Genomic DNA, 13,669 nt, shown 5'->3' on the forward strand with positions numbered 1-13,669 from the left:
ACGACAGCGGTGGTGAGGCGCGAGCACGACGCCTCGCGGCCTCAATCCACCACGATCTTGACGCGGTCGCGCGGCTTGACCTGGGCATGGGCGTCGAGGCCGTTGAGCACGCGGAAGCGCTCGGCCGGGTGATCGACGCCGGACATGCGGTGCGACAGCGATTCCACGGTGTCGCCGGGCTGCACGTTAATGACCTTGATGCGCAGCGGGCGCGCGGCCTGGATCTCGTCGAGCGTCAGGCGGCGGAACGAATTGACGGTCTCGCGCGCGTTACGCTCGCTCTCGGTGGACTTCTGCTTGGCGGCGAAGATGAAGCGGTAGACGTCGCTGCCGAAGCGCAGCGCATAGACCTTGAACTGCCACTGGTCGCCATGGGCGGTGGCCGACGCCGCCGGAAAGCCGTTGATGTTGAGGTCCTCGGTCGAGGACTTCTCGACGCCTTCCATCCAGCCCGAATTCAGGTAGTCGCCGAGCGACTGCTCGGCCGGGACCCGCACCACGTCGAAGCGCATCGCCTGGCTGCCGCCCTCGCGCACGCCGATCACCGCCTGCGCGGTGTTGTCGAGCGTGAAATTATCGGGCGCGGTGAAGGTGAAGCCGAGCTTGGGATGCAGGAAGCGGCGGCCGCGCACGAACCCTTCGCTGGGATCCTCGCCATAGACGATGTTGTCGATCGCGGCGAGATAGGTCTCGCGATCGCGCTCGTTGCTCTCGGGCGATGAGTATTGCCGTGCGGTGGTCTGCGCGTTGTTGATGCGCTCGGGCGTCGCCGGATGCGACGAGGTGAAGTCCTGCGCGCGCGGATCGAGCGCGGTCTTGCCGATCTTGAGCGCGGCATTGCGCTCCATCGCGGTCAGGAAGCGCGCCGCGCCGTAGGGATCGAAATGCGCGCGAGCGGCGATCCCGACGCCGATGCCGTCGGCCTCGAACTCCTGCTGGCGCGAGAAGCTCGCCATCGTCAGCTTGGTCTTGGCGAGCGCCAGCGCGGTGAGATCGGGATCGGTGCTCATGTCGGTGACGACGCGCGTCACCACAGCCGCCTGGCGGGCCTGGTCCTCGCGCATCGCCGCGTGCTTGGCCAGCACATGCGCCATCTCGTGGCTCAGCACCGAGGAGAGCTCGGAGGTGTCGCTGGCGAGCGCAATCAGGCCGCGCGTGACATAGAGCTGGCCGGTCGGCAGCGCGAAGGCGTTGACCGCGCCGGAATTGAGGATCGTGACCTTGTAGGCCTGGTCGGGCCGTTCGGAGGCGGCGACCAGCCGCTCGACGGTCTTGCTGATCAGGGCCTCGAGCTTCGGGTCGTCGTAGGCGCCGCCATAGGACGACAGGATGCGCTCATGCTCGCGTTCGCTCGTGGGCGTCTGCTGTACCACGCGGTTCGGCTTTACCGGCGCCGCTGCTGCCGTGGGCGCGGCCTGCTCGAACCGGCCGACATTGCCGCAGGCCGACAGCGTCAGGGCGGCGCAGACGAGCGCCGGCGCAGCCAAAAGGCGGCGGCCAGTCCCCTCTTCACGCCGTCCTGCGCGCTCAATCACGTCAAAAACTCACAAATTGTCCCGTAAAAAGACCGGGGCATGGCCCCTGGGTCTCTTGAGTCCCTTGGGCCTCTAGTTCCCGCCGAGCACTTCAAGCTGCCCCACCCGGAGCAGTTCGATTCGCGGCCACGTCGTGCTTCCACCCAGCCTCGTACACGAATCTTACGATTTTCCAGAGACTTGGGCGCAAGCCCGGCCGCCTCGAACGCAGGGACTATGCGCCTTGAAATAGTCGCAGCAAAGTCCTGAGTCCAGTTTCGACCGAAATTCAGGTAGGTCGTCGCGCCCGCCTGACGCACGGACAAAACCCTGCCCTCGACCACTGTAAAACGCCCGATCCCGGTCAAAATATCGGCGGAACTTTCGGCGTTTTTTATGACGGTGGCCTCGGCCCAGGTTCCCGATCGGGCGGCCCTGGCCTCGGCCTCGGCCGCCATCAGCGCCGCCGCACAGTCCTTGTCGGCGACCTCGGATGACGCCACAGCGAGGCCCTGGCGCAGCAACTCGCTTTGCACGGGCTTCTCACTGCCTTCGAGGAATGCGTAGGCCAGCTGCCGGCCATAGCGGTCCGGCGTGTCGTCCTGTCCGCGCAGCGTCACCTCGCGGCCGACCAGCAGCGCCGTCAGTGCAGCGATGGTCTTCGCCTTGTCGGCCACCTCGATACCGGCGAGCTTGACCTCACGGGCGTCGTCGAGCCGCAGGCTGCGCGCATCGACGATGGCGGCGACGCGACCCTCGCCCTGAATCTCGAAATTGCATCCAGCCGCTTCGGCGCGTCCGCTGCACGCGCCGATCGCGAGGACGCATGCTGTCATCATCACCGCCCACGGACGGCGACGCCATGCACTATCGCGTGGAGGCGTCATGCGGCACTCGTCACTTCGGCGCGCTCCGCTCGGAGCGTGGTCGCCAACAAGGACAGTCTGACGGAAAGATCGCTTCAGAGCCACCACAAGCGAAGCGAAATCGCATCGAGGGATGCCATCGTTGATTCGGTGGTCAATTTTTCTGCGGCGCTTCTCATCGCGTGCACAGGCGAAATTGGTGTTTCACATCAATGCGTGCCTGTCGCGGGACGAACTCGTCTTCAGCACCCCTTGTCGTGACGAAAATTGCCGTCCGATCGTGCGTCGAGCGGCCCTCACACGCGTCAACCTTACCCATTCATGATTGCAACTCCGTGCGCGGAATGAGAATTCGTTATTGTTGCCAATGACTTGCGGCGCAAGGTAACTATTCGGCAATTTTTTGAAAGGCGACCGATTGCGGTCGCTCACGCATATTGCCGAGGTCCTTGTGTCGAATCCCGTTGTTCTGACGCTGACGACCAGCGATCCGCTGCACGATTATCTCCAGCTCTACAACGCGATCTCGGCGATCAGCGTCGGTGGTGGTCTGGCTGCGGCCAACACCGATTACGTCATCAACTTCTCGCTCTCGTCCGGCGCGCGCACGCTGCAATTGCTGGACGATCTGCCGGCCATCAATCTGATGAACGGCTCAACGCTGACCTTCGACGGCAACTCCGACTACAACAATCAACTCGGCGGACAGGACTATAGCGACATCGTCGATGCGCGCGGCTATCAAGGCTTCGTCGTCACATCAGGCACGGTGACGTTCAAGAACCTCACGATCGTCAACGCGGTTGCGAGCGGCGGCAATGGCGGGGTCGGCGGTGGCGGCGGCGGCGCGGGCCTCGGCGGCGGCCTGTTCGTCGGACAGAACGCCAACGTCACGCTGAACAACGTCAATTTCGGCAGCAACACGGCCAAGGGCGGCGATGGCGGCGTGGTCGATCCGGCCGGCGGCGGCGGCGGTGGCGGCGGCATCGGTGCCGATGGCGGCAGCGGCAATGGCGGCGGTGGTGGTGGCGGCGGCTTCGGCGGCCAAGACTATTACGGCTATCACGGCAATGGCGGCAGCGGTTACAGCGAGGCGGGCTCCGACAGCCAGCATCCCTCGACCGGGGCGCAGACCGCGGGCGGCACACCGGCGACGATCGAAGGTGCGGCGGGCGGCGGACAGGGCGCCGACAATTACGGCGGCTCAGGCTACGGAGCACATGCCGGCGGTGGCGCGAGTGGCGGCGGTGGTGGCGGCGGTGTCGGTGGCGGCGGCGGCGGCATCGGCGGCGCCAACTCGGTGGGCGGCGGCCCCTCGGGCACCCTGATCGGCTTCGGCGGCGCCGGCGGCATGGGCGGCGGTGGCGGCGGCGGCATTTATGGCGGCGGCAATGGTGGTTTCGCCGGCGGAGGCGGCGGCTCCGGTAACGGCAGCGGATACGCGCATACCGGCGGCAATGGCGGTTTCGGCGGCGGAGGCGGCGGTTCGAACGGCACGCCCGGCACCGGCGGATTCGGCGCCGGCAGCGGCTCGCTCGCCGGCGGCGGTGGCGGCGGCCTTGGCGCCGGCGGCGACATCTTCGTTCAACAAGGCGGCACGCTGACCGTCATCGGCGGCACCTTGATGGATGCGACCGAGACCGGCGGCACCGGTGCCAATGGTGCGGGCAACGGCTCCGCCTATGGTGACATCTTCATCCAGGGCACGATGGTCGTCACGCCGACGCACACCGTTTCCACGGTCTTCGAGGGATTGCAGACCGTCACCACGCTGACGATCGGCGACAGCATCGCCGATGAGCGGGGTATCAGCGGCAGCGGCACCACTGGCAAGCTGGTCGTCTCCGGCGGCGGTACGCTGACGTTGACGGGTGCGAGCACCTATGTCGGCGGCACGCAGATCGATGCCGGCAACACTCTCTCGATCACGGCCGACAACAACATCGGCGGTTCGGCCGGTGCGCTGATCCTCAACGGCGGCACGCTGACCACGACCGGCGGCTACACCTTCACCCACAACATCCAGGTCACCGCCGCTGGCGGCACCTTCGACATCTCGTCCGGCACGATTGCCGACACCGGCGCGATCAGCGGCTCCGGTACGTTCACGCTGTCGGGCGCCGGCACGTTGCAGCTCGGGCTCGGTCAGCTCGCGGGGTTGACCGGGACGCTCAACCTGAGCAGCGCGCATCTTTCGCTGACGACGGGCGGCACGTTCGACGACTCAATTTCGGTCGGCGGCAGCTCGCTCCTGAAGATCGCGAACGGCGCAACCGTCACCGATACCGCCCTGATCAGTGGCGGCGGCAATCTCGGCATCGACGGCGGCGGCACCTTCGTGCTCGGCCATGCCAACACTTATGGCAGCACGACGATCTATTCCGGCACAGTGTGGCTTGCGACGGCCGGCGCAGCCGGCACCGGCAACATCTCCTTCACGACCGGCCTTCCCGGCACGCTGAAGATCGACGACGCCGCGCTGACCGGCAACGCGCTCACCAACAGCATCTCCAACTTCAATCCCGGCCAGTCCATCGACCTGACCGGGCTGCACTACAACACCCAGAATACCTCGCTCAACACGGTCAGTCTTTCCGGCAACACGCTCTCGATCTCGAACGGCACAGTGACGGATACGCTGACGGTGAACGGGCTCGACGGCGGCGCCCGCTTCCAGCTTTCGCAGGATGCGAATGGCGGCACGGTCGTGCAGCTTGTGTCGACCCGCGTCTTCAATGTCTCAAACGTCACCGAGCTCAATGCGGCCATCCTGCAGATGGATTCCGGCGGCCAGAACGCCGCGCCGAATGCCAACTACACCATCAACATCACCGCCAGCTTCAGCCTCTCGTCGGAGCTGTACGCGCTCAATCTCTTGAGCGGATCGAGCGTCACCATCAACGGCAGCGACGGCCACGGCGGCACGCACACGATCGACGGCCTCAACGCCCAGCGTGGGTTCTTCGTCTATGCGGGCAACGTCAATCTCGAGAACCTGACCATCCAGAACACGGTGGCGGCCGGCGGCGGCATCATCCAGGGCGGCGGCGGCGGTGGCGCCGGGCTCGGCGGCGCCCTGTTCGTCTCGGCGAACGGCAGCGCCACGATCGACAATGTCGTATTTCACAACAGTGCCGCGATCGGCGGCAATGGCGGAACCGGCAGTACCGCGAGCAACGCCAACATCGACGGCTTCGGCGGTGGTGGCGGCATGGGGGGCCAAGGCGGAAACAGCAGCGGTGGCGGCATCGGCCTTCACGCACAGGGTGCGAACTCTGCCGCATTTCAGAACGGGGCCGCTGGCATCGTTCCCGGCGCCGCGGGGGGCGGCAAAGGCGTCGACGGCTACCTGATCCCGTTCGGAGGCGGGACCATGCTTTACTGGTATGGCGGAACGGGCGGCGCCAATGGCGGCGGCGGCGGCGCGGGTGGCTTCTTCGGCAACAACAACCGCGCGCACGGTACCGGCGGTGGCGTCGGCGGCGGCAACGCAATCGACGGCGGCAATGGTGGCTACGGCGGTGGCGGCGGGGCGTTCGGCAATGGTGGCTTCGGTGGCGGCGGCGGCTATGGCGGCGGTGGCGGCTTCGGCGGCGGTGGCGGCGTCAGCGGGCTCGGCGGCTTCGGCGGCGGTGATGGCACGGCGGGTGGGGGTGGCGGCCTCGGCGCTGGTGGCACCATCTTCGTTCAGCAAGGCGGCTCGCTGACCGTCAAGGGCGGCTCGCTGTCGAACGATTCCGGCTTCAGCGCCGTCAAGGGCGGCACCAATGGCATCGGCCAGGCCAGCGGCTCGGGTTTCGGCTCCGGCATCTTCATCCAGGGCAACAACAATCTCAGCTTCACGCCGGCCAGCGGCCAGACGCTGACGGTCGTCAACGACATCGCGGACCAGAGCGGCAATGGCGGCACCGGTGCCAATGCGGGCGTCGGCGGTCTCGTTATCAGCGGCGGCGGTACCGTCATCCTCGGCGGCAACAACACCTACACCGGCAATACCACGGTCAGCGGCGCCGACACCCGGGTGTCGATCTCCGCCAACGTGAATCTCGGCGCGGTGACCAATGTGCTGAAGCTTGGCGACGGCACCGGTATCAGCTTCACCGACGGCTTCACGCAGACCCGCAACATCACCGTCGCGGGCGATCCGGTCTTCAACGTCGCCGCCGGCGAGACCGTTACCCAGAGCGGCGTCATTTCCGATGGCACGACGCCTGGTGATGTCGAGGTGACCGGTGGCGGCCGGTTGGTGCTGTCCGCGCACAACACCTATTCGGGCGGCACCGTCATCAAGGGCTCCATCCTGGAGCTGGCGGCGAACGGCGCGGCAGGGACCGGCGCGATCGCCTTCACCGACGGCAGTACCGAAAAACTCGTGCTCGATGCCGCGGCATTCTCCGGCGCCTCCTTCAGCACGTCGATCACCGGCTTTGCCGGCGGCGACACCATCGACTTCGGCAACATCGCCTATGATGCCACGACGACGCTGTCCTATGCGAACGGCGTGTTGCTGGTGAAAAGCGGCAGCGGCACGACGCTCGCATCACTGAACCTGAGTTTTGGCGCTGGCGCCTCGGCCGGCTCGCTGATGCTGGCGTCCGACGGCTCGGCCTCTCCGCATCTCGAGATCCGGTCACAGGCGAGCATCGCCTCGGTCACTTCTGACACCACCGATCATCTCACGATCCTGAACGCCGGCAAGGTAGTGACCATCACCGTCAACTTCAGCAACACGGTGAACGTGACCGGCGCGCCGGAGTTGCTGCTCAACGACGGCAAGGCCGCGACCTATCTGAGCGGCAGCGGCTCGCAGGCGCTGGTGTTCAGCTACACGGTGCAGGACGGCGACAGCACGTCCGATCTTCAGGTGCAGAGCCTCTCGCTCAACGGCGGCACGATCAGGGATCCCGGCGGCCAGGACGCCGACGTGACCCATGCGGCGACCGACCTGCATCTCGTGATCGACGCGATCGCGCCGACCGTGTCGGTTGCGGCGAGCTCGACCGCACTGCTGGCCGGGCAGACCTCGATTGTCACCTTCACCTTCTCCGAGGCGGTCACCGGCTTTGCGCTGACGGACACGACGGTGAGCGGCGGCGCGCTGAGCAACCTCGTGCATGTCGGCGTCAACGCCGCGCACCAGGACATCTACACGGCAACCTTCACACCCGACGTGACCAACGCCGAGGCGGGCTCGGTGCAGGTCAACGCGTCAAGCTATACCGACAGCGCCGGAAACGCCGGCGCGGCAAGCAGCGCGATCAGCTTCACCGGCGATACCAAGGCGCCGACGGTGGCGGTTGCAGCCGATCACACCACGCTGGTTGCCGGCGATAGCGCGGTTGTCACGTTCACCTTCTCCGAGGCCGTCGGCGGCTTTGGATTGGGTGATGTCACCGTCCAGGGCGGTACGCTGGGCAATCTCACCCATATCGGCGTCGATGGCTCCGGCCACGACGTCTACACCGCGACCTTCACGCCCGATGTGACCAACACCGAGGCAGGTTCGGTGCAGGTCAATGCGTCAAGCTATAGCGACGTTGCCGGCAATTCCGGCGCGTCGAGCAACACGATCAACTTCAGCGGCGACACCAAAACGCCGACCGTGTCGGTTTCAGCTGACCATGGTACGCTGCTTGCCGGCCAGACCGCGGTCGTGACCTTCACCTTCTCCGAGGCCGTCGCGGGCTTCGCGCTCGGCGACATCAGCGTCAGCGGCGGCGCGTTGGGCAGCCTTGTCCATGTCGGCGTCAACGGCGCCGGCCAGGACATCTACACCGCGACCTTCACGCCCGACGTCACCAACGCCGAGGCTGGCTCGGTGCAGGTCAATGCATCGAGCTATAGCGATACGGCCGGCAACGCCGGCGCTGCCAGCAACGCCATCAACTTCACCGGTGACACGCTGGCGCCGACGGTCTCCGTCACGCTCAATCCCGACACGGTGCTGGCCGGCGACCTCTCGGTCGCGACTTTCACCTTTTCGGAGGCGGTGTCGGGCTTCGCCCTTGGCGACATCACCGTCCATGGCGGCGCGCTGAGCAATCTCGTGCATGTCGGGCTCAACGGCGCTGGGCAGGACGTCTACACCGCGACCTTCACGCCCGATGTCAGCGACACCGAGACCGGCTCGGTGAAGGTGAATGCGTCCGGTTACGGCGATGTGGCCGGCAATGCCGGCGCGGCAAGCAACACCGCGACGATCGGCGGCGATACGCTGGCGCCGACGGTGTCGATCGCGGCTGACCGTCACGCGCTGCTGGCGGGCCAGACCGCGCTGGTGACGTTCACTTTTTCCGAACAAATCGCGAGCTTCGCGCTCGGTGACGTCACGGTGCATGGCGGGGCGTTGGGCAATCTGCTCCATGTCGGCGTCAACGCATCGGGCCAGGACGTCTACACGGCAATTTTCACGCCGGACGAAAGCAACACTGAAGCGGGCTCGGTGCAGGTCACCGCCGCGAGCTATACGGATGTTGGCGGCAATACCGGTGCGGCGAGCGGCACCATCAGCTTCACTGGCGATACCAGGGCGCCGACGGTGTCGGTTGCCGCGAGCCCGAGCACGGTGCTTTCGGGCCAGACTTCGGTTGTCACCTTCACCTTCTCCGAGCAGGTCGCGGGCTTTGCGCTCAGCGATACCGTCGTCGCCGGCGGCACGGTGACCAATCTGGTCCATGTCGGGCTCAACGTGTCGGGGCAGGACGTCTACACCGCGACCTTCACGCCCGATATCAACGACGTCGTGGCGGGCTCGATCCGGGTCACCGCCGCAAGCTATGCCGACGTATCAGGCAATGCCGGCGCGGCGAGCAATACCGCGACGATCGGTGGCGACACGCATCCGCCGACGGTATCGGTGGCGGCCGATCACACCCTGCTGCACGCCGGCGACGCCGCGTTGATGACGTTCACCTTCTCCGAGGCGGTCGCAGGTTTCGGACTCGGCGATGTCACGGTCCATGGCGGACTGCTGGGCAGCCTCGTCCATGTCGGCATCAATGGCGCGGGCCACGATATCTACACAGCGACCTTCACCGCCGATGTCACCGACGATCTGTCGGCCGATCTTTCGGTTGCCGGGGCGAGCTACACCGACATCGCCGGCAACGCCGGCGGAGCGAGCAACGCGGTCAGCTTCACCGGCGACACCAAGGCGCCATCGGCGCCGACGCTGGCGCTGCACCGCGACACCGGCGTCTCCAGCGCCGACCACATCACCAGCAATCCGCTGATCGATTACACCAAGTTCGATGCGGCCGACACGCTGCGCTACAAGGCCGACGGCGCCTCGGGCTTCTCCACGGCGGCGCCGGTCTTTACGGCTGATGGTATGCACTCCGTCACGGTGCAGGAGGTCGACGCCGCCGGCAATGTCAGCGCGTCGTCGAGCCTGACGTTCACCCTCGACACCACGGCGCCCCATCTCGCCGGGATCACGGCGACGCCCTCCGGCGGCGTCGCGGCGCCGGGTTCGCTGGTGCAACTGACGGTCGGCTTCAACGAGGCGGTGCATGTCAATGGCGGCACGCCGAGCCTGACGCTGAACGATGGCGGCACCGCAATCTACGACGCCGCGGCGACGGCGCTGCTCGGCGATTCCTCGAAGCTGGTATTCGATCACATCGTGTCATCGACGGATCGGGCCGGATCGCTGGCGGTGACCGGCTTCGCCGCCGATGGCGCCGATGTCGTCGACCTGCCCGGTAATGCGGCCTCGCTTTCGGCGGTGTCCGCCGTGTTCGACGCCCTGCATATCAACGAGACCATCGTGCCGGCCTACACACTCGGGGCTATTACCCGGCCGGAATTGCATCTGGATCTGGGCGGTCGCATCATCATGGATGCAACGGCATCGGCATTCGCCGGACATTATGGCATGCAGTACCTGTTCCTCGGCCTGCCGGCGGGAACGCCCCATCAGACCGTTCCCGACTTTCATCTCTGATCGCAGCGCCGCCGCAAGCTCCGGCGCGGCGCTTCATTCCGCTTAGTGGAAAACAGATTGCTGCCGCTGCGGCTTGCTGCAGTGCAGGCCATGCGGCATGATCCGGCCCTCGAAACGGACCTGATGGAACGAGGTCCGCGCTGCAAGGGAGGATTGGAATGAGACGAGTTTTGGCCGGCGTTTTGGCCTGTGCGTTTGCGATCTCGGCGAATGCGTCGCTGGCGCAGGACAAGCCTCCGCTGAAGCTCGGCGGCATCCTCGATATGTCGAGCCTCTATGCCGACATCACCGGTTCGGGCAGCGAAACCGCTGCCAAGATGGCGGTGGAGGATTTCGGCGGCGAGGTGCTCGGCCGCAAGGTCGAGATCGTGGTCGGCGACCATCTCAACAAGGCTGACCTCTCCGCCAACATCGCCCGCGACATGATCGATAACCAGGGCGTCGAGATGATCTTCGACGTCGCGGCCTCCGCGACCGCGCTCGCCGCTGCCGAAATCGCCAAGGCGCGCAACAAGATCATCATGTTCAACGGTCCGGGTTCGATCCGCCTCTCCAACGAGGCCTGCGGCCCCTATACCGTGCACTACGTGTTCGACACCTTCGCGCAGGCCAATGTGACCGGCCTTGCCGCGGTGAAATCCGGTCTCGATACCTGGTTCTTCCTTACCGCGGACTACGCGTTCGGTCAGGACCTGGAAAAGGACACCAGCAACGTCGTGGTGAAGTCGGGCGGCAAGGTGCTCGGCAGCGTGCGGCATCCGATCAACACCTCGGATTTCTCGTCCTTCCTGCTGCAGGCGCAGGCGTCGAAGGCCAAGGTGATCGGCCTTGCCAATGCCGGCGGCGACACCATCAACGCGATCAAGCAGGCAGCCGAATTCGGCCTCACCAAGAGCGGCCAGAAACTGTCGCCGCTATTGGCCTTCGTCACCGACATCGACAGCGTCGGGCTCGATACCGCGCAGGGCCTGTTGCTGGCGGAAGCCTTCTACTGGGATCTCAACGACGACAGCCGCGCCTTCACGAAGCGCTTCATGGAGCGCACCAAGCGGGTGCCGACCTCGGCACAGGCCGGGGTCTATTCCTCGGTGACGCACTATCTCAAGGCGGTGAAGGCCGCCGGCACCACCGATGCGGCCGCCGTCATGAAGGTGATGAAGGAGAGCTCGATCAACGACATGTTCACCAAGAACGGCAAGATCCGCGAGGACGGCCGTATGGTGCACGACATGTATTTGTTCGAGGTCAAGAAGCCGTCGGAATCGAAGGGCCGCTGGGACGACTACAAGCTGGTGGCGACCGTGCCGGGCGACCAGGCCTTCCAGCCGCTGTCGGAGTCGCGCTGCCCGCTGGTGAAGAAGTGACGAAGTGACGAAGTCACACAGTCATCCCGGGGCGTGCGAAGCACGAACCCGGGATCTCGAGGTTCCGGGTCTGGTGCTTACGCACCATCCCGGAATGACGGATTCAAAATAACAACGAAAGGCAAAACGCCATGAGCGATAATCAGATGGTCCTCCAATCCCTCGACAAGGGCCTGCTCACCATCACCATGAACCGCCCCGATCGGCGCAACGCGCTCAATCCCGACATGACGCGCGGCCTCGTCGAGGCGGCGCGGCGGGCGCAGGACGATACCGAGGTGCGCGCCGTGCTGATCCGGGGCGCCGGCGGCACCTTCTGCGTCGGCGGCGACGTCAAGTCGATGGCGGAAGGCCGCGCCCCGCTGCCGTTCGAGGCCAAGATGGCCAACCTGCGCCGCGGCATGGAGGTCTCGCGCATCCTGCACCAGATGCCGAAGCCGGTGGTGGCGCAGCTCGACGGCGCCGCGGCCGGCGCCGGGCTTTCGATCGCGCTGTCCTGCGATCTCCGCGTTGCCGGCGCCTCCTGCAAGATCACCACCGCCTTCGCCAAGGTCGGCTTCTCCGGCGACTACGGCGGCACCTACTTCCTGACCAAGATGCTCGGCAGCGCGAAAGCGCGCGAGCTCTACATGATGTCGCCGGTGCTGTCGGCGCAGGAAGCATACAATCTCGGCATGGTCTCCAAGGTGGTGCCTGATGCCGACGTCGAGGCCGAGACGTTGGAGCTGGCGCGGTCGCTGGCGCAGGGCCCGTCAGTGGCGCTCGGCTACATCAAGCGCAACATCAACAATGCCGAGACCATGACCCTCGAAGCCTGCTTCGACGGCGAGGCGATCCACCACACGCGTGCCGGCGAGACCACGGACCACAAGGAAGCGGCAAAAGCCTTCGTCGAGAAGCGCAAGCCCACCTTCCAGGGGCAGTAGACCATGGCCGAGTACATGCGGCTGCGGCAGATCTGCCTGGTGGCGCCGCAGCTTGCGCCCGTGATCGCGGACATCTCCGCGATCATGGGCCTCGACGTCTGCTATCGCGACGGCAACGTCGCGAAATACGGCCTCGAGAATGCGCTGCTGCCGGTCGATACCATCCTGCTCGAAGTCGTCGCGCCGTTCCAGCCGGGGCCGGGCACGGCGGCCGGCCGCTTCATCGAGAAGACCGGCGGCCGCGGCGGCTATATGGCGATCTTCGTTTGTGAGGATCCCGACGCGCGTGGCGCCAAGGCCAACGCGATGGGCGTGCGCACCGCCAACGTGATCACGCACGCGCCGTATCACGGCGTGCAGCTGCATCCGCGCGACTGCCGAGCCGCCTTCATCGAGTTCAACCACACCGACGGCAGCGACGACGTGCTGGGGCCGTACCCGCCGGCCGGCCCCGACTGGCAGAAGTCGATCCGCAAGGACACGACTTTGGCGCTGACCACGGTCGAGATGCAGAGCCCCGAGCCTGAGGCGTTGGCGACGCATTGGGGCAGGATCATCGGCATTCCCGCCGATGGTGCCGTGGTGAAGCTGCCGAACAGCACCTTCCGCTTCGTCAAGGGCGACAGCGAGATCATGAGCGGCTTGACGTTCAAGGTCGCCGACAAGGCGAAGGTGCTGGAGGCCGCGAAAGCCAGAGGCTGTGCGGTGAAGGGCGACGGGTTCCTGCTCTGCGGCGTGACGTTCAAGCTGACGGCGTGACGTCGTAGCCCGGATCCAGCGAAGCGAAATCCGGGGCCGCGCTCTTCGCGGATAGACCGGCCCCCGGATTGCGCTCCGCTCCATCCGGGCTACGCATCTTTCTCCCGTCATCCTGAGGAGCCGCGAAGCGGCGTTTCGAAGGATGCACGGCCCGGCTGGTGGCCATGCACCCTTCGAGGCTCTCTTCGATCGCACCTCAGGGTGACGGTGAACGATTGGCGCTTGCGGGGAGAGCGGTTGAGCTCGCTGTAGCGATCCAATATCGTCAAGAGCAACAACAACAATCGGGAACACG

The 13,669-nt window shown here is 66.0% G+C and carries 5 protein-coding genes and 1 pseudogene; 4 read left to right on the top strand and 2 right to left on the bottom strand.

Annotated elements, in window-relative coordinates; translation table 11 throughout:
- Nucleotides 1-41 precede the first annotated feature (41 nt).
- On the bottom strand, nucleotides 42-1,535 hold the full coding sequence (locus ACVMDN_RS40005) for a M48 family metalloprotease (RefSeq protein ID WP_076824772.1): 1,494 nt from the start codon (nucleotides 1,533-1,535) through the stop codon (nucleotides 42-44).
- A gap of 72 nt (nucleotides 1,536-1,607) precedes the next feature.
- Nucleotides 1,608-2,353, bottom strand: a pseudogene (locus ACVMDN_RS40010) (thermonuclease family protein).
- Nucleotides 2,354-2,831: 478 nt separating this feature from the next.
- On the opposite strand from ACVMDN_RS40010, the gene ACVMDN_RS40015 reads away from it, so the two are divergent.
- The 4 genes from ACVMDN_RS40015 (at nucleotide 2,832) to ACVMDN_RS40030 (ending at nucleotide 13,374) form a co-directional block, all read left to right on the top strand.
- Nucleotides 2,832-10,325, top strand: a complete 7,494-nt coding sequence (locus ACVMDN_RS40015) for an Ig-like domain-containing protein (RefSeq protein ID WP_456813658.1) — start codon at nucleotides 2,832-2,834, stop codon at nucleotides 10,323-10,325.
- Nucleotides 10,326-10,483: 158 nt separating this feature from the next.
- A complete protein-coding gene (locus tag ACVMDN_RS40020) occupies nucleotides 10,484-11,689 on the top strand; it encodes an ABC transporter substrate-binding protein (protein WP_076832824.1) in 1,206 nt (401 codons plus the stop codon).
- 131 nt (nucleotides 11,690-11,820) lie between these two features.
- Nucleotides 11,821-12,615, top strand: coding sequence for an enoyl-CoA hydratase (locus ACVMDN_RS40025; protein ID WP_076832822.1), 795 nt, complete (start codon nucleotides 11,821-11,823; stop codon nucleotides 12,613-12,615).
- A gap of 3 nt (nucleotides 12,616-12,618) precedes the next feature.
- A complete protein-coding gene (locus tag ACVMDN_RS40030) occupies nucleotides 12,619-13,374 on the top strand; it encodes a VOC family protein (protein ID WP_076832819.1) in 756 nt (251 codons plus the stop codon).
- Nucleotides 13,375-13,669: the final 295 nt, after the last annotated feature.

The organism is Bradyrhizobium sp. USDA 4510 (assembly GCF_054059095.1).

Excerpts from the sequence above, each read along its gene's own strand:
- ACVMDN_RS40025 (WP_076832822.1), top strand. The coding sequence starts at position 11,821 with ATGAGCGATAATCAGATGGTCCTCCAATCCCTCGACAAGGGCCTGCTC.
- ACVMDN_RS40030 (WP_076832819.1), top strand. The coding sequence starts at position 12,619 with ATGGCCGAGTACATGCGGCTGCGGCAGATCTGCCTGGTGGCGCCGCAG.
- ACVMDN_RS40020 (WP_076832824.1), top strand. The coding sequence starts at position 10,484 with ATGAGACGAGTTTTGGCCGGCGTTTTGGCCTGTGCGTTTGCGATCTCG.